At 43.5% G+C, this 21,256-nt stretch carries 27 protein-coding genes and 1 pseudogene; 9 read left to right on the top strand and 19 right to left on the bottom strand.

Annotation, left to right across the window (positions count from 1 at the left end; genetic code table 11):
• Positions 1-2: 2 nt before the first annotated feature.
• The 3 genes from ACFQZI_RS10530 to mqnC all read right to left on the bottom strand — a co-directional run bounded on the left by ACFQZI_RS10530 (position 3) and on the right by mqnC (position 2,133).
• On the bottom strand, positions 3-206 hold the full coding sequence (locus ACFQZI_RS10530) for a hypothetical protein (RefSeq protein WP_377142257.1): 204 nt from the start codon (positions 204-206) through the stop codon (positions 3-5).
• Between the two features lie 133 nt (positions 207-339).
• Complete coding sequence (gene scpB, locus ACFQZI_RS10535; RefSeq protein WP_377142260.1) at positions 340-900, bottom strand: SMC-Scp complex subunit ScpB; 561 nt, start codon at positions 898-900, stop codon at positions 340-342.
• A gap of 108 nt (positions 901-1,008) precedes the next feature.
• On the bottom strand, positions 1,009-2,133 hold the full coding sequence (mqnC, locus tag ACFQZI_RS10540) for a cyclic dehypoxanthinyl futalosine synthase (RefSeq protein WP_377142263.1): 1,125 nt from the start codon (positions 2,131-2,133) through the stop codon (positions 1,009-1,011).
• Between the two features lie 96 nt (positions 2,134-2,229).
• On the opposite strand from mqnC, the gene ACFQZI_RS10545 reads away from it, so the two are divergent.
• Positions 2,230-2,868 carry a hypothetical protein gene (locus tag ACFQZI_RS10545; protein ID WP_377142266.1) on the top strand — a complete coding sequence of 213 codons (639 nt, stop codon included), beginning with the start codon at positions 2,230-2,232 and terminating at the stop codon, positions 2,866-2,868.
• Here ACFQZI_RS10545 and ACFQZI_RS10550 read toward each other — a convergent pair.
• Positions 2,865-4,367: an ATP-binding cassette domain-containing protein gene (locus ACFQZI_RS10550; RefSeq protein WP_377142269.1), complete on the bottom strand. Its 1,503-nt coding sequence runs from the start codon at positions 4,365-4,367 to the stop codon at positions 2,865-2,867. The two genes, ACFQZI_RS10545 and ACFQZI_RS10550, sit on opposite strands and share 4 nt — an antisense overlap.
• A 240-nt stretch (positions 4,368-4,607) precedes the next feature.
• On the opposite strand from ACFQZI_RS10550, the gene ACFQZI_RS10555 reads away from it, so the two are divergent.
• Positions 4,608-4,730, top strand: coding sequence for a hypothetical protein (locus tag ACFQZI_RS10555; protein WP_377142272.1), 123 nt, complete (start codon positions 4,608-4,610; stop codon positions 4,728-4,730).
• Positions 4,731-4,799: 69 nt separating this feature from the next.
• Positions 4,800-4,967: a hypothetical protein gene (locus ACFQZI_RS10560; protein WP_377142275.1), complete on the top strand. Its 168-nt coding sequence runs from the start codon at positions 4,800-4,802 to the stop codon at positions 4,965-4,967.
• Between the two features lie 75 nt (positions 4,968-5,042).
• Here ACFQZI_RS10560 and ACFQZI_RS10565 read toward each other — a convergent pair whose 3' ends face one another.
• From ACFQZI_RS10565 to ACFQZI_RS10585, 5 genes are all read right to left on the bottom strand, one after another.
• On the bottom strand, positions 5,043-5,483 hold the full coding sequence (locus tag ACFQZI_RS10565; RefSeq protein ID WP_377142278.1) for a hypothetical protein: 441 nt from the start codon (positions 5,481-5,483) through the stop codon (positions 5,043-5,045).
• Positions 5,484-5,602: 119 nt separating this feature from the next.
• Positions 5,603-5,812, bottom strand: a complete 210-nt coding sequence (locus ACFQZI_RS10570; RefSeq protein WP_377142281.1) for a hypothetical protein — start codon at positions 5,810-5,812, stop codon at positions 5,603-5,605.
• Positions 5,813-5,973: 161 nt separating this feature from the next.
• Positions 5,974-6,168 (bottom strand): hypothetical protein, encoded by a 195-nt coding sequence (locus tag ACFQZI_RS10575; protein ID WP_377142284.1) that lies wholly within the window; start codon positions 6,166-6,168, stop codon positions 5,974-5,976.
• An 83-nt stretch (positions 6,169-6,251) separates the two neighbouring features.
• Complete coding sequence (locus ACFQZI_RS10580) at positions 6,252-6,449, bottom strand: hypothetical protein (RefSeq protein ID WP_377142287.1); 198 nt, start codon at positions 6,447-6,449, stop codon at positions 6,252-6,254.
• A gap of 106 nt (positions 6,450-6,555) precedes the next feature.
• The gene (locus tag ACFQZI_RS10585; RefSeq protein ID WP_377142290.1) at positions 6,556-6,780 is read right to left on the bottom strand and encodes a hypothetical protein; all 225 of its coding nucleotides are present in this window, start codon (positions 6,778-6,780) and stop codon (positions 6,556-6,558) included.
• A gap of 173 nt (positions 6,781-6,953) precedes the next feature.
• Here ACFQZI_RS10585 and ACFQZI_RS10590 point away from each other — a divergent pair, with 173 nt between their 5' ends.
• Together ACFQZI_RS10590 and ACFQZI_RS10595 are read left to right on the top strand one after the other, a co-directional pair.
• Entirely contained in the window at positions 6,954-7,520 is a 567-nt protein-coding gene (locus ACFQZI_RS10590; RefSeq protein WP_377142293.1) for an RNA polymerase sigma factor, read from the top strand.
• Positions 7,521-7,545: 25 nt separating this feature from the next.
• The gene (locus tag ACFQZI_RS10595; RefSeq protein WP_377142296.1) at positions 7,546-8,649 is read left to right on the top strand and encodes a S1C family serine protease; all 1,104 of its coding nucleotides are present in this window, start codon (positions 7,546-7,548) and stop codon (positions 8,647-8,649) included.
• Between the two features lie 178 nt (positions 8,650-8,827).
• Here ACFQZI_RS10595 and ACFQZI_RS10600 read toward each other — a convergent pair whose 3' ends face one another.
• From ACFQZI_RS10600 to pdxH, 3 genes and pseudogenes are all read right to left on the bottom strand, one after another.
• Positions 8,828-9,955 (bottom strand): NADH-quinone oxidoreductase subunit D, encoded by a 1,128-nt coding sequence (locus ACFQZI_RS10600; RefSeq protein WP_377142652.1) that lies wholly within the window; start codon positions 9,953-9,955, stop codon positions 8,828-8,830.
• 162 nt (positions 9,956-10,117) lie between these two features.
• Positions 10,118-10,576 (bottom strand): annotated as a pseudogene (locus ACFQZI_RS10605) (NADH-quinone oxidoreductase subunit C); the annotation flags it as partial.
• Positions 10,573-11,220: a pyridoxamine 5'-phosphate oxidase gene (pdxH, locus tag ACFQZI_RS10610; RefSeq protein ID WP_377142299.1), complete on the bottom strand. Its 648-nt coding sequence runs from the start codon at positions 11,218-11,220 to the stop codon at positions 10,573-10,575. The pseudogene ACFQZI_RS10605 and the gene pdxH, both read right to left, overlap by 4 nt.
• A gap of 110 nt (positions 11,221-11,330) precedes the next feature.
• Between pdxH and ACFQZI_RS10615 the strand changes: the two genes are divergently transcribed.
• Complete coding sequence (locus tag ACFQZI_RS10615; protein WP_377142301.1) at positions 11,331-11,894, top strand: YqgE/AlgH family protein; 564 nt, start codon at positions 11,331-11,333, stop codon at positions 11,892-11,894.
• 75 nt (positions 11,895-11,969) lie between these two features.
• On the opposite strand, the gene tatA is transcribed toward ACFQZI_RS10615, so the two are convergent.
• The 3 genes from tatA to ACFQZI_RS10630 form a co-directional block, all read right to left on the bottom strand.
• Positions 11,970-12,125, bottom strand: a complete 156-nt coding sequence (tatA, locus tag ACFQZI_RS10620; RefSeq protein WP_377142303.1) for a twin-arginine translocase TatA/TatE family subunit — start codon at positions 12,123-12,125, stop codon at positions 11,970-11,972.
• A 77-nt stretch (positions 12,126-12,202) separates the two neighbouring features.
• Positions 12,203-12,697, bottom strand: coding sequence for a 5-(carboxyamino)imidazole ribonucleotide mutase (gene purE / locus ACFQZI_RS10625; protein WP_377142306.1), 495 nt, complete (start codon positions 12,695-12,697; stop codon positions 12,203-12,205).
• Between the two features lie 141 nt (positions 12,698-12,838).
• Positions 12,839-13,978, bottom strand: a complete 1,140-nt coding sequence (locus ACFQZI_RS10630) for a 5-(carboxyamino)imidazole ribonucleotide synthase (protein WP_377142309.1) — start codon at positions 13,976-13,978, stop codon at positions 12,839-12,841.
• A 247-nt stretch (positions 13,979-14,225) separates the two neighbouring features.
• Between ACFQZI_RS10630 and ACFQZI_RS10635 the strand changes: the two genes are divergently transcribed.
• Positions 14,226-15,683 (top strand): NADP-dependent isocitrate dehydrogenase, encoded by a 1,458-nt coding sequence (locus ACFQZI_RS10635; protein WP_377142312.1) that lies wholly within the window; start codon positions 14,226-14,228, stop codon positions 15,681-15,683.
• Positions 15,684-15,780: 97 nt separating this feature from the next.
• Here the strand turns inward: ACFQZI_RS10635 and ACFQZI_RS10640 are convergent, their stop codons facing one another.
• The 4 genes from ACFQZI_RS10640 to ACFQZI_RS10655 form a co-directional block, all read right to left on the bottom strand.
• Positions 15,781-16,872, bottom strand: a complete 1,092-nt coding sequence (locus tag ACFQZI_RS10640; RefSeq protein ID WP_377142315.1) for an AI-2E family transporter — start codon at positions 16,870-16,872, stop codon at positions 15,781-15,783.
• Between the two features lie 106 nt (positions 16,873-16,978).
• Entirely contained in the window at positions 16,979-17,689 is a 711-nt protein-coding gene (locus tag ACFQZI_RS10645; RefSeq protein WP_377142318.1) for a hypothetical protein, read from the bottom strand.
• Positions 17,679-18,326 carry a hypothetical protein gene (locus tag ACFQZI_RS10650; RefSeq protein ID WP_377142321.1) on the bottom strand — a complete coding sequence of 216 codons (648 nt, stop codon included), beginning with the start codon at positions 18,324-18,326 and terminating at the stop codon, positions 17,679-17,681. The genes ACFQZI_RS10645 and ACFQZI_RS10650 overlap by 11 nt, the downstream gene beginning before the upstream one ends.
• Before the next feature lies 1 nt (position 18,327).
• Positions 18,328-18,984: a hypothetical protein gene (locus ACFQZI_RS10655; RefSeq protein WP_377142324.1), complete on the bottom strand. Its 657-nt coding sequence runs from the start codon at positions 18,982-18,984 to the stop codon at positions 18,328-18,330.
• A gap of 43 nt (positions 18,985-19,027) precedes the next feature.
• Between ACFQZI_RS10655 and ACFQZI_RS10660 the strand changes: the two genes are divergently transcribed.
• The gene (locus ACFQZI_RS10660) at positions 19,028-20,041 is read left to right on the top strand and encodes a threonine aldolase family protein (RefSeq protein WP_377142327.1); all 1,014 of its coding nucleotides are present in this window, start codon (positions 19,028-19,030) and stop codon (positions 20,039-20,041) included.
• A 112-nt stretch (positions 20,042-20,153) separates the two neighbouring features.
• A complete protein-coding gene (locus ACFQZI_RS10665; protein WP_377142330.1) occupies positions 20,154-21,239 on the top strand; it encodes a DNA topoisomerase IB in 1,086 nt (361 codons plus the stop codon).
• The last annotated feature ends 17 nt before the right edge of the window (positions 21,240-21,256 follow it).

Genomic DNA, 21,256 nt, shown 5'->3' on the forward strand with positions numbered 1-21,256 from the left:
AATTAGTCGTCGTCTTCATCATCGTAAGGGTCGTAACCGGTATCAAAACCGCCCAGGTCGTCATCAAGAGGGATGTCCTCGTCAAAGTCGTCATCGTCGTCGTCTGCTACCTTTTTACCCGGCGTAGGATCATCATCGTCAAGATCGTCATCCTCGTCATCGTTGATCTTTTTAGTAGAGTTATAAGGTTTTTTTGGAGCTGCCATTTTAATAAATGTTATTCGTTAAAATTGATATCTGTTAACCTGGTTGTTTTTAGCGTTTTTAGCTGCGCTATATCCAGCATTATTTATGAGTAAAAATAACTAAAATCATTTTTAATTAAAATCATTTTTCAATTTATTCCGTTTGTTCGCCAATGGTAGAGCTGTTGTCGGTAATTTCCTTAAGCTGTGGCAGTTCGCTAATATCATTTATGCCAAAATAATCCATAAAAAGGCTGCTTGTGCCGTAAAGAATGGGTTTGCCCACACTTTCGGACTTGCCGGTGATGGCAATAAGCTCTTTTTCCAACAGTTTTTGAATAGAATAGTCGCAATTTACGCCGCGAATTTGCTCTACGTCGGTTTTGGTCACCGGCTGTTTGTAGGCAATAATGGCAAGTGTTTCCAGGGCGGCCTGGCTTAGTTTCTTTTTAGAACGCTGCATTTGCAGGAGGCTGATGACGGCGTGAAATTTCTTTTTAGTAAGAAACTGGTAGCCGTTATTTATCCTCATCACCTCAATGGCAAAGGCATCGTCCTGATATTTTTGGCTAATGGCACCGATGTGTTTAGTCACCTCTTCGGCTGTAAAATCGTGCTCAAAAGAAGCTTGCAGGCAATAAATGATCTCCTCGGTACGGATACCCTGTTCCGACGCGAAGATCAGCGCCTCAATATATTGCTCAACGTTGTCCATATTAGTCCGAAAGACGGAAAGTCTGTATGTCCGAAAGTAATAAAAATGTCCGAAAGACAAATTGAAAATACTTCACCTCGGACTTCCCGACCAAATACTTCCGACTCCTTAATAATCTATCACCTGCTCTTCAATCTCGGCAGGGATGTCGCGCCAATCGTATTTTTGAGTACGTAATTGCGGTTCAAAGCCTGCCTCTTTAATGGAATCTTGTATACCTTTCGCTGTAAAGCGGTGTGGCGCCCCCGCGGCAGATACCACGTTCTCCTCTATCATGATCGAGCCAAAATCGTTAGCGCCGGCATGCAGGCAAAGCTGTGCCACCTGTTTACCAACAGTTAGCCATGATGCCTGGATGTTTTTGATATTAGGCAGCATGATACGGCTTAAGGCTATCATACGGATATATTCATCGCCGGTAACATTGTTGGTAATACCGCGAACTTTTCTTAGTAAAGTACCGTCGTCCTGGAATGGCCATGGTATAAAGGCCACAAACCCGTAGTGGCCTTCGGGCTTTTCTGCCTGTACCTCGCGGATCCAAACCAAATGCTCAAAGCGCTCTTCGATGGTTTCGATATGGCCAAACATCATGGTAGCAGATGTTGGCAGGTTTAATTGATGCGCCGCGCGCATTACATCCAGCCATTCCTGCCCGCCGCATTTGCCTTTTGAGATCAGGCGGCGTACACGGTCGTTCAGGATCTCGGCACCTGCGCCCGGCAGCGAATCTAAACCCGATTCTTTCATGGCCTTTAGTACGTCGTAATGGCTCATGTTCTCCAATTTGGATACGTGGGCAATTTCCGGCGGGCCTAATGAGTGCAATTTAAGCTTAGGATAAAGTTGTTTAAGCTCGCGGAACAGATCGGTATAAAACTGCAGGCCAAGATCAGGGTGGTGGCCGCCCTGTAATAAGAGCTGGTCGCCGCCATATTTAAAGGTTTCTTCTATCTTCTTTTTGTAGGTTTCAATGTCCGTTATATAAGCATCCTCGTGCCCCGGCCTGCGGAAAAAGTTACAGAACTTACAGTTGGCTATACAAACGTTGGTAGTGTTAACGTTACGGTCTATCTGCCAGGTAACTTTGCCGTGCGGCACCTGTATCTTGCGCAGCTCGTTGGCTACGTACATAAGGTCGGCCGTAGAGGCATTGTTGTAAAGGTAAACCCCTTCATCAATACTCAAAAAATCAAAAGCTAAAGCACGCTGTAACAGTTCTGCTGTATTCATATACAAATATACATAGCGGGAGGGTAAAGGCGAAAGGTTAAAGATGAAAGGTGTTGTTGGGTTGACAAACTGAAGATTATTAAATACTTTTAATAGATGCAAAAAACTGTAACCTCTTTGTTTCAGCGATTATATTTTCCGGGTATGATAAGTTTGATATGCTTGCCGTTATTTTGTATTGGGTATTTTGCTTATAAAACGGGGTTTAAGCAATTGGCGGCTATGGATATAGCATATGCAGATAAGGACTATTTAAAAAAAATTAAGTTTGATGCCGCGTCTTTTGAAAAGAATACACCAAATCTTATTTTTACCAACAACGAAGTCTCAAATAAGAGTCGTTTGAAAGATCTGTATAAACGTTGTAATCTCCTCTTAAAGCACCCCCGTACATCACAGGGAGTTACAGTTGTTTTTGAAAATAGCTCAAGATATTCCGATTTGGTAGATGTATTTGATATGGGATACAGATTTAAATATAGAATCTCTTTCATGCCTTATAATAACAAAGTTTACTTCTTACTACCAAAATCGTTTTTACAAAAAGACGGAAAAGCGTCATCCGCGCCCAAGTTTTGGTTTTGTGGTACTGGTGATTTTATAAACGATTACCACCCCGAGCAGACATTTTATAGTAGGTCTGTTGCCTTCTTAGTGCGTTTTTGGCCACCAATGATTGCTTTTATATTAATGATTTTCTTTGCTTCAAGAAAAAATAGAAGTCTCGCAGTTTAACTTAAAACTTCCCCCTTATCCAGCCTCAAAACCTTATCAACGCTGTCCGGTATTTCGTGCTGGTAATGGGTAACATATATAAGCGTTACGTTACTGATGCTGCAAATGGCATCAACCACGCTTTTAAAATGTTGCTGCTGGTGGTCGTCAAGTCCCTGGCAGGGTTCGTCGAAGATTAATAACGCAGGGTTCTTTATAAGCGCGCGGGCAAGCAGGCAAAGCCGTTGCGTGCTGGCGGGAATATTTTTGAGTAGTTGCGTTGCGTATTTATCTATCTCCAAAGCTTTCATCCAGGCAAGGGCCAGCTCTGCGCGTGATTTTACGCTTGGGCGGAAAAGGCCGAGCGTATCATAAAAACCGCTCTCGATTACTTGCAGGCAGGAATTATCGGTAGGGAAGTATTGGTAGAGCTCGGGAGACACAAAACCTATTTTGCTTTTAATATCCCAGATGCTTTCGCCCGTGCCGCGCTTTTTATCAAACAGTACAATGTTGTTGGCATAAGCCTGTGGGTTATCGCCATTTATTAAACTTAACAAGGTAGACTTACCCGCGCCGTTTGGCCCAAGCAAAGCCCAGCGCTCGCCAGGGTTTATTTGCCAGTTTATTTTATTAAGAATGATCTTTTGGCCATATTGTATCCGCACATCGCTCATGCTCACAATTTGACTGTAGTTATGAATATTAGCAGATGTATTTAACAATACTTTCAACGTATCTAAGTCAATAATCACTTTTTCTGCTACGCGATGTTCGCTTGCTTCAAACTGCTGTTTGCTGAGGCTTTGACTGATGTCACCATTATCTAAAACCGCTACGTTGGTTATACAATCGGGTACCTCGAATGCAGAGGTTGCCATCACAATGCTGATGCCCGATGCGGCTATTTCGTTCAGTAAGTTGTTGAATGATTTGCGGGTATTAACATCCAAACCCGTCATGGGGTTGTCTAACAATAATATGATAGGGTTTTTGATCAGTGCCGCGGCTATCATCAGGCGCTTGGTTTCGCCGTTAGATAGTTTAATGGTTTGTTTGTCGCAAAGCTCTGTTAAGTTAAGCGCGGCTATGGTTTTATCAAACGTCCAATAAGGGGGCTTATGCCGGTTTACCTTTACAGCTTGCAGGTATTGCCGTACGGTTAGCGAGTCCTCCGAATCCGACGAGTTGTAACGTTGCTGATAATAAAGCTCTGATGTGTTGGATAGCGTTTTAAAATGGTGCTTTGCGCCTGCAAAAGCTATAAAACGGTGAAAGGTGGCTAAGGCATCATCCGGCACTTGCATATTTGCACCATCCATAAAATGGTAGGTAATTTGGCCGCCATTGAGGCTCATGTTACCTGCTATAATTTGCAGCAACACACTCTTGCCCGATCCACTTTTGCCAACAAACGCCCAGTTTTTGCCCTGGTTAAGCGTAAAGTTTAAACTGTTGAACAATTGCCGGCCTGTAAACTTCACAAACGCGTTTTTGAGGGTAATGAGCGTGTTTATCATGAGGCTGTGAATTTACACTTCCACGCGAAACTATTTCTGCTAAAGTTAAATTAGTATCCCATCCAACGAAAATTGACCCCAAGGCAATTATTTTTATTAACTTATCAACATTCGTTATATTTTATTTGGATAATATATTAAACTATTTTTAGATTAGGGAACCCCTATGAAAAATTGCGAATTTGAGCAGGCAAAAAATTAAATTTTAGTTTTAATTATTAATCCCCCAAATAATTTGCTATGGAACTATTGATAGTTGCTGTTGAAGCCCTTGTACCGATGAGCCTTTTGGCTGTTTCAATTGTATTGATTGCAGTACAATTTTTACCCAAAAAAATCAATGAGGTAGAGGAAACGGAATAAAAACAATTGTAAAAAAAACGGTTTGATTATTGTATTGGATTTCACCATAAATCTTTACATAAATCTACCATGAAAAAAATTAACTTATTATTACTCTCATTTGCAGTAGCAACGCTAAGCGGGTGTTCAGTTGTCGGCGGCATTTTTAAGGCCGGTGCCTATACTGCGATCATCGGGATAGTTATTGTTGTACTGCTTATAGTTTGGCTAATATCGGCCTTTAGGGGCAGGTCTTAATCTTGATGTATCTTTATTATAAGATCGTATCCGGATAAAATAGATAAAAAGGCGCTCAATTATTGAGCGCCTTTGCTATTGTTTAACTATTTTAACATCCTCAAGTCTCCAGCTTTTACGGTCGGCCCAGTCGCCGCCGGTATAAGATAGGTTTACCTGCCATGCCGACTTAATGGTGTGGCCCGTGCTATCCTGCGCATCCACCGTTGATAATATGTGGTAGTGGTTATTTGCCGTATCAATATCCGAGTGGAAATCATTTTTAGGGAAATTTGCCGTGCCGGACTGTTTAATCCTGTCGTTCACAAAAACTTTGGCTATCGCGAATGCTTCTTTGGCATTGGGCTTACGGTTAACGTGTACCCTGCGGTTTTGTAACACCCGCAGCATAAAAGCTACAAATACCAGGGCAAATAAAATACTAAAAATGGTGGCTATGCGGATGCGGGGATGGTGCCTCCAGTGGGTATTTTTCTTTTCGTCGTCGCTCAGGTTATTCCATTCAGAGTATTTCATGTAACAGGGTGTTTCAGCATTAAACAATTATACCCGCGAATGTTTTGGCAGCTAATTTATAAGGCATAAAAAAACGCCCCTGGTGTAAACCGGGGGCGTCTTTTTTAACAAAAAAGAGATTACATTTTTTTTGCAGTGTCTTTTTTCATGGTATCCATTTTAGTTGAATCCATTTTGGTTGAATCTGCAGCAGGCATAGCAGCTGAATCCATTTTAGCTGAGTCCATTTTAGCTGAATCTGCAGCAGCAGAAGAACCAGAACCTTTACAAGCAGCAGCAGAAACTGCGATAGCTAATGCTAAGAAAGCGATTTTGAAAGAATTTTTCATCGTTTTGTTTTTTAAGTGATTTAATAGTTTTTCGCTTATTAATACCTAAAACAAAAAAAGGTAACCCACTTTTTTATAAAAAAAGCAGATTACCTTTTAAAAAATTAAAAAACTTAAAAAATTACGTTGTAACTCTTTAGTATTTAACCGGTGAGGTTAAATTATTTTTTAGTTGTGTCAACTTTAACTGTAGTATCTTTAGCAGCAGAATCAACTTTAACGGTTGAGTCAACTTTAACTGTAGAATCAACTTTAACAGTTGTATCAGCAGAAGATGAAGAGCCAGAACCTTTACAAGCAGCAGCAGAAACAGCGATAGCTAAAGATAAGAATGCGATTTTGAATGAATTTTTCATGTTTTGTGTTTTATTAGTGTAAGTATTTTATTCTTGTTGGTTGTTAATACCGCGTTTTAAAAAAGGTAACCCAAAAAAATAATTTATTTTTTCGTGGTATCAACTTTAACGGTGTCGGCCCCTTTAACAACGGTATCTTTCTTAACGGTAGAGTCAACTTTAACAACACTGTCGGTTTTGGTGCTGTCAACACCATCGGCAGGTTTTTTTGCAGGGTCGCAGGCAACAGCGGTAACAGCAATGGCTAATGTCAGTAAAGCGGTTTTGATTGAATTTTTCATGTTTTGAGTTTTAATTGTTTTGTGATAATTAATGCCTCAAACTCAAAAAAGGTAACCCATTAAACAAAACCCGCTTACGTTGAGTAGCGGGTTTTATTTTAAGCCATCAATTAGTACTATCTTTTTTTACGGCACCGGTACCACCCGATCCAGATTTATCGATCCCCGTATCGACCCCCGCCGCCGAGCCATTTTTGCCGGCGTTGGTATCTACCTTTGCAGAATCTACCCTTGTACTATCGGGCACGTGGGTAGAGTTACCACTTTTGCATGATGCAAGGCTGCCGGCTACCACTAATAACCCAAAGCCAAACTTTATTACGTTTTTCATACTTGTATAGTTTTTGTTTGTTTACTTATCAAACTCAAAATTAATGCCGCGTTATACTATCATTTAATTACCGATATTGCGGTTTGGGTAAAACTTGCAGTGCACCATCAGCAGGGCATCAAAAAAATAAATCAAATTATTGGGTTACAATTCAATATAAAACGTATTAAGGAGTGAATAATAATTTAAATGTGGAAATGCCGACGGATAGTGAAGTGATCATTGGGATCTTGAACAACTCCGACAGTGTTTTAAAAAAGTTATACCTGGCTTATTTTCCCATGGTTTTGCAGTTGGTTATTAATAACAACGGCGACGAGGACGAGGCCAAGGATATTTACCAGGAAGCTATAATAGTTCTTTATAATAAGGTTAAGCGGGGCGATTTTGAGCTGAGCAGTAAACTTAAAACCTACATATATTCCATATGCAGGCGGTTATGGCTAAAGCGGCTTAAACAACTTAACAAGTACGGCGGGGATATTAAAGATTTTCAGGAGTACCTGGTGGTTGAGGATGAAGTTGAAAAACACGAGGAACGAGACATACAGCTTAATAAAATGGGCGACGCGTTGAAGTTACTTGGCGAGCCCTGCAAAACCATTATGGAAGATTTTTATATGCACAACCGCAGTATGCAGGATATATGCGAACGGTTTGGCTATACAAATGCCGATAACGCTAAAACGCAGAAATACAAATGCCTGCAAAGGCTGAAGAAGTTATTTTTTCAGCAATAATTAGAAGAGAGAAGAGGTGATGAATATGAAAGATAACCAACTTTTAGAAACAATTGAACGCTACTTAAGCGGTGAAATGCCCGCCGAAGAACGCGCGCAATTTGAAGCATTACGTAAAAAAGACGCAACTATAGATGCTAAAATTGCCGAACATAAAGAATTTACTTCTTTACTTAAGCAGTATAACGAACGTATAAGCCTGCAAAGCCGCTTAGATGAGATACACGATGAGATTGATGTACATACGCTGAAAGAAGACCTGATGGCGCATCCGTCATGGGTGGTACAAATGTGGCGCAATCACCATTCCAAGATCTCGGTTGCGGCTTCTATCGCGATATTTTCGGTGCTTATCATCCTGTATTTTACAGGCGACCTGAGCAACCGCGACCCTCGTTTCCAGCAATTGAAACAAGAGGTAGATCGTGTTAAAAATGAGCAACGTAAACTTGGCTATAAAACCGATAATATCATTAAATCGGGTAAAACAACCGGCCCCGCTATTTCTGCCAAATTCAGGGGTACAGGCTTTGCCATTACGGGTAATGGTTATATAGTTACAAATAGCCATGTTATTAACGGTGCCGATTCTGTTTACGTACAAAACGGCGAGGGCGAGTCATTCCACACCAAAGTGGTTTATACCGATCCTGTTTACGACGTAGCTATCCTGCAAATAAATGACCCTGCCTTTAAAAACCTGGGCACTGTTCCATATAGCTTCAAAAAAACCAAAAGCGATTTAGGTGAAGCCGTGTACACTTTGGGCTACCCCGGCGATGATCTTAAATTTGGCCCCGGCGCATTAACCGCGGGTACCGGTTTCCATGGCGATACTACCGAGTACGAATTATTTATCCCGGTTTACCAGGGTAACAGCGGCGGCCCGCTAATGGATGAGAAAGGTAACATTATTGGTGTTATTAACGGTAAGCAAACACAAACACAAGGTGTAGCGTTCGCGGTAAAATCTAACTACCTGCTTAAGGCCATCCAAAGTATCCCTGCCGATTCTTTAAATAAATCGCTAACGCTTAATACCAAAAATACCTTAGCCAGCCTAAGCCGTACACAGCAAATTAAAAAGTTGCGTAACTATGTGTTTATGGTAAAGGTTTATAACCAGTAAAAAATCAACAATTAATATAAGCGGAAGGGAGGCGAGAAATTGCTTCCCTTTTTTTGTGATCGGGATTTCACCGATTGAGGAGGATTGCACCGATTTTATTTGATTAAAACCATCGTCATCCTATGCAAACATAGGATGACGATGGTTTAATCTCTAATCTTCAACCTCTGATCTCTAACTACCTATCAACCTCGCCCAAAACAAAATCCAGTGAGCCGATAACAGCTATGAGATCGGCAATCATTACGTTTTTGCCCAATTCGGGCAGTACAGACAGGTTATTAAAACTTGGGCCGCGCGCCTTTGCCCTAAAGGGTATTTCAGAGCGTTCGTTATTATGGATAAAATAGAAGCCGAGTTCGCCTTTAGCGCCTTCGGCACGGGCGTAGTAGTCCTGTATCTTTGGGGTAAGCTTGCGAGGTAATTTGGCGCGAGGGTCAAATTCCGGCGTGCGTTTTAGCTCTTTTTGCAGGCGGTTAAGGCACTGCTCAATAATTTTAAGCGATTCCTGTATCTCATCTACACGCACCTTGTAGCGGTCCCAACAATCGCCGGTGGTGCCCATTAGCCCTTTACCTACCGGGATGTCAAAATCAAGCTCCGGGTAAACCGAATATCCATCAATGCGCCTCAGATCATATTTTAAACCCGAGCCGCGCAATACCGGGCCGCTGCAGCCATACTGAATGGCCACATCCATAGGCAATACGCCAACATTTGCGGTTCTGCTAATAAAGATCTGGTTATCGGTAAGCAGTTGGTTAAGCTCCACCATTTTGGGCTTAAAGTAATCTACAAATTCGCGGCAGCGTTCTTCAAACCCAACCGGCAGGTCGTAAAACAAGCCGCCTACCCAAATGTAATTGTACAACATACGCGAACCAGATGCCCATTCCAGCATTCCCATGATATGCTCACGGTCGCGGAAACACCACAGGAAAGGGGTAAAGGCCCCAATATCTATACCGTAGGTACCAATAGCTATCAGGTGCGATGCAATGCGGTTAAGTTCGCAAACCAGCACACGGATGTATTCGATGCGTTTAGGGATATCTTTATCAATGCCCAGCATTTTCTCAACCCCCATCACCCAGGCATGGCTGTTGTTCATTGATGCCAGGTAATCCATTCTGTCGGTAAAAGGAATGGTTTGCTGGTAAGTGAGCGACTCGGCATGTTTTTCGAAACAGCGGTGCAGGTAACCCAGGTGGGGGATAACTTCTTTAACTATCTCGCCGTCGGTGATCAGTTCCAGCCGCAAAACCCCATGGGTAGACGGATGCTGTGGCCCCATATTAAGCACCATGTCCTCAACGGCGGCGGAAGCTATCTTTTTATTGTAACGGTCAAGCGCTTCGGCATACTTAGGGTTTTTAGGCCCCGGCTGCCGGTATTCAAATTGTAAAGCCTTATCGTTAGGCTGTACCGGGTAATCTATTTTAATGCCTTTGTAATATTCAACGGCGGTATAATCTTTCCGTACAGGGAAACCTTCCCAGTCATCCGGCAAAAGTATCCTGCGCAGATCGGGGTGGCCTTCAAAAAATATTCCTACCAGGTCATACGCCTCGCGCTCGTGCCAGTCGGCGGTTGCATAAACCGATGTTACGCTGGGAAACGATGGCAGGTTGTCCTCGCGGCGGTCGTTCTCTTTAGTTATTTTTAAGGTAAGCTGTAGCTGATAGGGGATAGACGTAAGGTGATAAACCACACCAAAACGCCCGGCCTCTGCGCCATAATCCACACCGCTAAGGCAGCTCAGGAAGTCGAAATAGGTTTTGGGATTATTACGCAGTTCCAGGCAAACCTCAACAATACGGTCGGGGTTTATAAGCAGGGCTGGTTGCAGGCCGGTGCGTTCTTCGCCGGTAATTACATCGTCGCCAAACTTTTGGGTAAGCAATAATTTAATATCGTCAAAACTCATGGCGCAAGACGAACGATCTTCCAGTTCTTATTGTCAATTTTCTTGTAAACGATCCTGTCGTGCAGGCGGCTGCGGCGGCCCTGCCAAAACTCTATATAACGTGGCTTTAAAATATAGCCGCCCCAGTAAGATGGTTTAGGCACTTCGCTATCGGCATACTGTGCCTCAAGCTCCGCCATTTTTTGTTCAAGTTGTTCGCGGCCTTCAATTTCCTGGCTTTGCGGCGATGATGCCGCGCCTATCTGGCTCATTTTAGGGCGCGAGTGAAAATATTTTTCAGAATAATTTTTATCAAGCTTTTCTATAGTGCCCTCAATACGGATCTGGCGTTCCATATCGCCCCAAAAAAACACAAGCGTGCCCAGCGGGTTTTTAGCAATCTCTTTGCCTTTACGGCTCAGGTAGTTGGTGTAAAATTTAAAACCATCATCACTAAAGCCTTTTAATAAAACTATCCGGGCACTCGGTCGGCCGTCTGTGGTGGCTGTAGCCAGCGTCATGGCGTTTGGCTCTTGCACTTTAGCATTTATGGCTTCATTAAACCACTTGTCAAACTGGCGGATGGGGTCGGCATTAACGTCGGTTTCGCTTAACGATGCCGCGGCATAGTCTTGCCTTAAATTTTCTATATCTTTCTGCTCCATTTATCGCAAACTTACAAATTAATTACACCGTACATATAGGTGCACTGTCCATTTTATTTGCCAACGAACATATTTTTACATTTAGTGTTATTTATATAAATTTATAACCTATGCTAAGTCCCATTGCGGCGGCTGCCGGCCGTTTACTCATATCTGAACCGTTTATGCCCGACCCTAATTTTAAGCGGTCGGTTATCTTGCTTACCGAATACTCTGAGGCTGGTGCCATGGGTTTTATCCTTAACCACCAAACCGAAATGATGCTGGGCGATATTTTACCGGATGTTTCTTATTCAGAGATTCCCGTGTATATGGGCGGCCCTGTTGCCGAAAATACCCTGCATTATATTCACCGCTGCCCCGAAAAGATAGACGGCGGTATTGAAATATGGGATGGCATTTATTGGGGAGGCGATTTTGAGCAGATAAAACAACTGATCACCAACTACCAGTTAACCGAAGATGAGATCAAATTTTTTACCGGGTATTCCGGCTGGACGCCGGGCCAGTTAGACGATGAGCTACGCGAAGATGCCTGGATAGTAGCCAACAAGTTTGAGGCGGATGCTATTTTCAGCAATAACGAACACAACCTGTGGAAAGAGGTAGTCATAAGCCTCGGCCAGCGTTATGCACATATCGCCAACTTTCCCGAAAACCCTATGCTGAATTAAAACTGCGACAAATATTAAAACAAAAAGCCTGTAACTGATACCAGCTACAGGCTTTTTTATAAAGTCGTTTTTTAATTATTCTTTAGTTGCTGTTGACGTTTCGGCATCGCCTTTTGCATCTTTAAAAGATTTCATGCCTTCGCCTAAGCCGCGCATTAACTGAGGTATTTTTTTGCCGCCAAACAATAGCAGTATAGCTATAATGATGAGGATGATTTCTGGTGCTCCCATGATTTTTTAATTTAATATGTTGGTTCTTATTATAAAGATACGATGTATTTTTTGAAATAGTTTCTGTTTAGGAAAGTTTATTTCCCTTCCATCTCTGCTGCCGAAGCTTCTACCACCTGTTTTAGCTTCTCTTTAAAGGCGATTAGATTGGTAATAAGGTACTCATCGGCGGTAGATAAGATCTGCGCTGCCAATATGCCCGCATTTTTGGCTGCGTTTAAAGCCACTGTTGCTACCGGTATACCATTTGGCATTTGCAGGATGCTCAGGATAGAATCCCAGCCGTCTATAGAGTTGCTTGATTTCACAGGGACACCAATAACCGGTAAATGGGTTAACGATGCTACCATGCCCGGTAAATGGGCTGCACCACCTGCACCGGCTATAATAACCTTTATACCACGGTCGGCGGCGGCACGGGCGTAACTGAACATCCTGTCGGGCGTGCGGTGTGCCGATACAACGGTTATTTCGTATTCAACACCCAGTTCTTTTAAAACGTCCGCAGCATCCTGCATAATATTCAGATCGGATTTGCTGCCCATGATGATGGCGATTTTTGGTTGGCTCATATTTTTGTTGATATCCTGTATTAAATTATGTCATTGCGAGCGATAGCGCGGCAAACTTGTAGTATGCAAAGCGGTTATGCACTGGCGACGAGATTGCCGCGTCGCTACGCTCCTCGCAATGACATACGCTATTTAAGTATACTACGCAATCACTTTCAATGTCTGCTGCACAAATCTCGCCTTCTCTATCGCTTTCTCCCGGTCGCTATCAATTATAGTAACATGCCCCATCTTGCGGAAGGGCTTTGTTAGGGCCTTGCCGTACAGGTGTACGTAAACGCCCTGGCATTTTAAGATCTTTTCTATTCCCTGGTAAACGGCGGGGCCTTCATAACCGGCTTCCCCTAAAACGTTTACCATAATAGCGTTGCTCAGGCAGGCGGTATCGCCCAGGGGCTGATTAAAAATAGCGCGCAGGTGCTGTTCAAATTGCGATACCACGTTGCCCTCAATGCTTTGATGGCCGCTGTTATGCGGGCGCGGGGCAAGTTCGTTCACCAATATCTGCCCGTCTTTGGTCAGGAACATTTCTACAGCCAGTATACCTACAATATTAAGCGTTTCGGCAATGCGTTTGGCAATGTTCTCGGCCTCCATTTGCACCTCAAAGGGCAGGGTAGAAGGAGAGATCAGAAATTCCACCAGGTTAGCTTCGGGGTTAAACTCCATCTCTACCAGCGGGAAGGTTTTAACCTCTCCGCTCTCATTACGGGCTACAATAACACCTATTTCCTTTTCAAAATCAATAAGGCGCTCAATAAGGCTTGGTTCGGTAAATGCATTTGGCAGATAGGTTTCATCAACCACTTTATAAACGCCTTTGCCGTCATAACCGTCACGGCGCAGCTTTTGAATATATGGGAAAGGGATATGGCTTGCCCTTAATTGCTCGGGCGATGATATTACCTGGAACTCGGCAGTAGGTATGTCGTTCTCTTTAAAGAACTGTTTTTGCAAGCCTTTATCCTGTATCAGCCTTATAATGCGCGACTGCGGGTAAATCACAACGCCTTCTTTTTCCAGCTGCTCCAGCGCGTCAACATTTACTTTTTCAATTTCGATGGTAAGCAGGTCAACCTTTTTACCAAAGTTGTAAACAGTTTCATAATCGCTAAGCGAACCTACAACAAACTCGTTGCAAAGCCGGCGGCAGGGTGCCTCGCGGTCGGGGTCCAGTACCTTAACGGTAACGTTATAATTTATTGCCTGCTGTATCAGCATGCGCCCAAGCTGGCCGCCGCCTAATATCCCTAATCGTAAATCGCCGTAAAATGCTTTCATGTATAGGCCGCAAATTTACCTAAATCTTTTTAACCTGCATAAAGCAATTTTCATGGTTATCCATTCGTGAGATGTGTTAATAACGTTTAAATATTAGAAACTAATTAGAGTTTTTGATGTGAAAACATAATTACTTGAATTTAATACATTCAATCTCACAAATACACCCAAAAACTGTTAAAACCTTTACAGATAGGCCTAAAAAGCCTACCTTTGCAGCGTTTTTATACACCACATCATATCATCCATGAAAACCAAAATAGCAGTAGCAAAAGGTGACGGTATAGGCCCTGAAATTATGGCCGCCGTGCTCCGCATATTTGAAGCCGCAAACGTACAGCTCGATTACGAGTTTGTAGAAATGGGCAAGTCTTATTTTGATGCAGGCCACTCCACCGGGATGACCGCGGCGGCAAAAGAAACCATTGAGCGTTTAGGCCTGCTGTTTAAAGGCCCTATGGAAACCCCCAAGGGTAAGGGCGTAAAAAGCATTAACGTTACCGCCCGCAAGGTGTGGAACACGTATGCCAACCAGCGTGATTTTCGCTCACTCAATGGGGTTGATACCGTTTTCTCTAAAGCAGGTATCCCTATCAATTTAACTATCGTTCGCGAAAATATTGAAGATACTTACGGAGGCATCGAGCACTTGCTGACTAACGATGTTGCCGTTGGCCGCCGTATCATTACCCGCCCGGGCTCAGCACAGGTAATCCGTTACGCGTTTGAAATGGCCCGCCGTAAAGGTTATACCAAACTGGCTTGCGGCCACAAGGCCAATATTATGAAACTGACCGATGGATTGTTCCTGGAAACCTTTTACGAGATAGCACGCGAGTACCCGGATATCGAATCATCAGACATTATTGTGGATGACCTTTGTATGAAGCTGGTTTCGCGCCCGGAAATGTTCCAGGCAATTGTGTTAACCAACCTACAGGGCGATATCGTATCCGACCTTTGTGCGGGTTTAGTAGGCGGACTGGGCTTTGCGCCATCTGCAAACATTGGCGATAACATATCTATCTTCGAAGCTGTACATGGTACCGCGCCGGATATTGCAGGCCGTGGTATTGCTAACCCAACCGCGTTATTGCTATCGGGTATTTTAATGCTGCGTTATTTGGGCTTTACAACCGCTGCCGCTAATGTCGAAAACTCGTTATTATACACGCTTGAGCAAGGTGTACACACCGGCGACTTTGGCGATAAATCTGTTGCGTCAGTTAATACTGATACTTTTGCTGATGCCGTAATTGCCAATTTGGGCAAAGTGCCTGCAAAAGGCGAAGTTATTGGCCAGCCTGATGTGCAAGTAAAAGCCAATCATGATCATCCGTTAAAAAATAAATTAACCGTTACCAAAGCCGCCACTACCGAAGAAATGGTAGGGGTTGACGTCTTCGTAGAGTCGAGCAAGCAACCAAACGAACTTGCCGAGATAGCTCAGCGCAAACAAACCGATAATTTCAAGTTGGTAATGATCTCTAACCGTGGTACACAGGTATGGCCTACCGGCTCTATCTTTACCGAACTGGTGAACGAATACCGCATCCGTTTCGAAAAGAAGGACGGTACCGAGATAACCCAAAAGGAGATCTTGCATATTGCAGCCGACCTTTCCGAAGATTTTAAAGTGTGCTCTGTAGAGTTCCTGATGAAGTTTGACGGTAAACTGGGTTACACCTTGGCACAGGGACAATAGTTTAAAGTAAAAAGTAAAAAGTAAAAAGTAAAAAGTAAAAAAAGGCCGTTCACGTTTGTGAGCGGCCTTTGTATTTTATTAGTCGAGGGTAGTATTATCAATCGCTGTTTGCTGTTTTTGCACCCACTTCATTGTCATCGGGCTCTTCGGGGTTTATTTTTTTCACGTAGATCTCATCAACCAAAATAATAACGATAGATAGCAGCGGTACTGCCAGTATAATACCCAATACGCCCGATAATACGCCCATAAGCACCTGACTTATGATGGTTAAGGCAGGCGGGATATTGATCATTTTCTTTTGAATAAGCGGCGTAACAATATTGCTTACAATGGTTTGTGATACCATGTAAAGCAACGCCACAATAATAGCGGTATTAAGGTCTTTAGTAAGGGCAAGCAGCACACCGGGTATCATGGCAGCCAGCGAGCCAAAGTTGGGTATAAGCTTTAACAGTCCTGTTAGTAATGCAAGTACTAAAGCTACCGGTATGCCAATAATGCTAAGGCCGGTACCTATCATAATAAATATTAGTACCATAGATAGCATCATGCCCTTAAGCCATCCTTTTAGCGCTTGGCTGGTACGGTCAATAACCTTTTTGGCCATAGGCTTATTTTGCTGGGGGAAAAGCTTAATAATGCCATCCTTATAAAGCGAGGGATGGGTAGAGAAAAAGATCCCTAAAAACATGATGATGTAAATATTACCTAATACACCAAAGCTGGTGTTAAAAAAGCTGCGGGCCGTTGTAAACATCTTATCGCTGTTGCCATCTTCATCAAAGTACTCTAACACCTTTGCGCCCAGTGGGCTGGTGCCCAGTTTTGCCTTAAAGTTGGCAATGGTTTCGGGCAGGCTTTCGCTTAGTATCGCTATCTGGCCTTGAATGGTTGTACCCATAAACCAAAGCAGTGTGCCCAATATAAGGAACGAACCACCAACAGAAATTGTCATACATACCTTGCGATTCCAATGCGTTTTGCGCTCTATCATATCGCCAAGCCCATGGAAGTAAACAGATATTAACGCGCCGGCAAGTACCATAAGCAGCACATTAAAGGCTACACGGGCAATTAATATGGCTACAACAAGCAGCGCTACTATGGCAACGGTATGCCACACTTTTTCAATATAGGTGAGTTCTTTACCGGTAGCTTTTTCAGGAGTTGGCTTAGTATCGGGCATTATATGTTATTAGTTTATTTACTAAGGACGTATAACACTCTTAAAAGTTTTAGGAAATGTAGATAGCGGTGGACTTGACAGCTTTTAGGAAGTTGTCTAATCTAAATTACCTGTGCGATGCCTTAACCTTGTTAAAGTAAGCTATCAGTTTTTCGATGTTACGTATGTTGTATTGGTTGGCTTTTATTTGCTCTACAACCTCGGGTTCGTCGGCCATTACCTCGCTCATGATGTCGACAAAATTTTCGTTGGTAAGGTGTTGCATGGTGGCTGTGTTTTCGCCGTAGAAATAATACAGTTTGTTGTTATTACTGTTGCCGCCATTACCGCCAATGCTAATGCCCACACCACCGCCATATGAGGTGCCATAAGTACCTGTTCCGAAGCCAACGGCAGGGGCAACCTGCACTTTTTTACCGCCGCCACCGCCACTGCCCGCGCCGCGTGTTGCATAAATTTTTATAGGTTCGTTTACGGCTACGCGCACAAAATCAAATTCTTTTTTCGCCCAGGTTTCGTTACCGGGGGCGTGGGCCACCACAAAGCTGTCGCGACCGGCCACAAACGATTGCAGATCGCTGGTGCTGAGGTAATAGGGTGTGGAATGCTCCTCATCCTTAAATTCAATAAAGCCTTCATCGCGTATAGGGCCGCGGCCACCCGGGTTGGGGTGTATGTAGCCGTTGGTTTTTACGCCTTTAATATCAATAAAATAGCCGGGAAGCCATTTTTGCGCGCTGGCTTTATAGCCTGTTAACAATATAAACAGCGCCATAACCGCTGCCGAAAATAAATGCTTGTTATGCTTAGTTCTCATACGATCTTTTTGGCATCTGGCCTGTAAAATAGTAAGTCAGCAAGTCGTCCATATCACCATAACGAAAAGTTTTGTCTTTAATTTTAGCTACAACCTCGGGTTTATCGGCCATCAGGCTGCTCATTACTTCAATAAATTGCTTCTTCTCTAACTTTGTTACATTATCGGCGGTTTTGCCATAGTAGTAAGTAGTTTTTACACCGCCTCCTATAGCTGTACCTACGCCAACACCCATACCAAAGCCACCGCTAAAACCACCCGAGTTGATCATTAACGGTATGCCGTTCTTCATCACTTTGTTGGTGTATAATTTGGTAGGGTTATCAAGCACCACTGTCATAAACGGGCTGTTTTTAAACAGCACATTATGCGATACCACAATACTATCGTTACCCATAATAAAGGCATTTACTTTGTAATACGGCACAGGCACGGTTTCGGCCATTTCGTCCCTTTTATACAGTACCATATCCCCATCTTCATACTCACCTTTACGGGGCGGTGTCCAGGATACCAGCCCGTCAAAGATCTCGCCATTGGTATGGTACAGGCGGCCTTCGTACCATTTGCGCTGCGGTTGCGCATCGGCGGTGAAAAAACCGGCAAGGATGAGGATTATAAATAATGTTTTACGCATTTTAATAATTGTTACGGGGTTGCATCGATTCGGGATAGTTATCCGTACGGTAAAAATACAGCAGTTCGTTAAGCTTGCTCAATTTAAAAGTTTTATCCTGCACCCTTTTTACCACGTATGGCTTGCTTGCAAGGGCCTTGCTCATCACTTCAATAAAGTTCTTTTTATCGAGGCGGGTGGTATGGTCGGTATCTTCGCCATAATAATATTTAGTGTCGTTGCTGGAAAATCCCGGCATAAATACCATGTTACCACCTGCGCCGGGCATCATGCCGCCACCGCTTGATGAGATCATGGTAAAACCATAGATCTTAACGTCGTTATCAAGTAAAACGTGTAAGAATGGCGCTTTTATAAAATCTTTATTTTTTGCTACAACAAAACTATCCATCCGGGCGCTGTCATTTTTGATGGCAAACGAACTGATCTGGTTTTCTTTTAATTTTATTTGCTCAGCTTTTTTATCTGTTTTAAAGTAGATGTGGTCGCCTTTATTACCGAATATAGATTTTGCCGGCGGCGACCATGAGATAAGCCCCGTATGCTTAATGCCAACAGAGTCGTAGTAATAGCCCTCGTCATAATGTTTTCCAAATAACTGCGCCTTAGCACCAATTGTAATACTTAAAATACAAACAAGCAGTAAAATTTTCTTCATAAAATGGTTTAGATTTGAAACCAAATATAAAAGAATTTTTGACATGATAACAGTTGATCTGCGCAGCGATACCGTAACAAAACCAACCCCCGGAATGCTTGAGGCCATGTGGAGCGCCAAAGTGGGCGACGATGTTTTTGGCGAGGACGAAACCGTTAACGCGCTGGAGCAAAAAGCCGCTGAAATGTTCGGGATGGAAGCCGCCATCTACTGCCCATCAGGCACCATGACCAACCAGATAGCCATTAAATGCTTTACCCAGCCGCTCGACGAATTGATTGCCGATCAAACCGCACACGTTTACCGTTACGAGGGTGGAGGGATAGCTTTCAACTCGGGCGTATCCACCAGGTTGTTGAATGGCTACCGAGGGCTTATTACTGCCGAAATGATAGCGTCGGAGATAAACGACGAAAATATCCATTATCCGCGTACCAGTTTGGTTGTGCTGGAAAATACGGTTAATAAAGGCGGCGGTAGCTGTTACACGCTCGATCATATAAAACCTATTGCTGAATTATGTGAGCAGCGCGATTTAAAATTACACCTTGATGGTGCCCGTATCTTCAACGCCCTTGCCCATACAGGGGATAAGGCGGTAGATTACGGCACTTATTTCGATGGTATTTCGGTATGTCTTTCTAAAGGTTTGGGTGCGCCTGTAGGCTCAGTTTTACTGGCCGATAAAGCAACTATTAAATATGCCCGCAGGATCAGAAAAGTGTTGGGTGGAGGTATGCGCCAGGCAGGTTTTCTTGCGGCAGCAGGCATTTACGCGTTAGACCATCATGTGGAGCGTTTAAAGATAGACCATGCACATGCCAGCATTTTGGGCGAGGAACTTGCACAATGCGCTTGGGTAACAAATGTAATCCCGGTAGAAACCAACATCGTATTGTTTGATACGCTTGAACCGGCTGCTGCGGTACTTGCCAAACTTGCCGAAAAGGGCATTAAAGCAAGCAGCACCGATACCCACCGCATCCGCTTTGTAACACACCTGGATGTACATGCCGAAGGGGTGGAGTATGTGGTTGAGGTGGTGAAAAGTTTGTAAGCCCCACCCAACCCTCCCCGAGAGGGAGGGCTTTTTTTAAAGTCTCCCCTAACGGGGGAGATTTAGAGGGGGCTTTAAAACTTTCGACCTAAACTCATGTTGTATCATACACATGACCCGCCTCGAAAAAAAACTCGCCAAAATTGGCCGCGATCCTAAAATAACCGCTAAGGCGGTAGGGCTTCGCTATGTTTCAGATTCTACCCCCGGCTATACCCGCAAAAAAAGCGGTAAAGGGTGGAATTATTTAGATGCCGAAGGCAATGTGGTGAAAGATAAGGAATTGATAGCCCGTTTCAATGCCCTGGTTATTCCGCCGGCCTATACCAATGTCTGGATCTCGCCGTATGAAAACGGGCACCTGCAATTTACCGGAACAGATGCCGCTGGGCGTAAGCAATATCGCTACCACAGTTACTGGAACAAAATTCGCAACCAATCTAAATACCACAGGCTGCAAACCTTCGCGGCCCATTTGCCTGCTATACGCCAGCAGGTTGATCAGGACCTTGCCCGCCCAAGGCTGGATCACGAAAAGGTGGTAGCACTTGTAGTGCGTTTAATGGAACTTACAAGCATTCGCGTAGGTAACGAATCATATAAAAAACTTTACGGGTCATTTGGTTTAACAACGCTTATGGATAAGCATGTTAAGATAGATGGCAGTATGCTTAAATTTGAGTTTAAAGGCAAAAAAGGGGTGATGCATAAAATAGCCCTGCAAAGTAAAAAGCTTGCCAAACTGGTTAAGCAATGCCGAGATATTCCCGGAAAGGAACTGTTCCAATATTACAACGACGATAATACCCGCTGCACTATTGGCTCGGGAGACATTAACACTTATTTAAAAGGAATCACCGGAGAGGATTTCACTGCTAAGGATTTCCGTACCTGGGCGGGCAGCGTTAGCGCGCTTTATGCTTTTAAGGAAGCCGGCGAGTTTGAAACCATATCTGAATGCAAAAAGAAAATTGTAAGCGTGTTGGATGAGGTTGCCATAAACCTGGGCAACACCCGCACCGTTTGTAAGAAATATTATGTACACCCAACCGTAATTAAAAGCTACGAAGAGGGTACCATTTTTAAATACATCAACAAACTTGACGGGGATAAGGATGTAAAATCTGCCGAGTTAAATTTAGCGGAGAAGGCTTTACTGGAGATTTTGGATAAAGAGAAATTAGCAGAAGCGAGTTAAAAAAAATAATTCCCTCC

This window comes from Mucilaginibacter lutimaris (assembly GCF_042676625.1).
GTDB classification, from domain to species: Bacteria; Bacteroidota; Bacteroidia; order Sphingobacteriales; family Sphingobacteriaceae; genus Mucilaginibacter; species Mucilaginibacter lutimaris.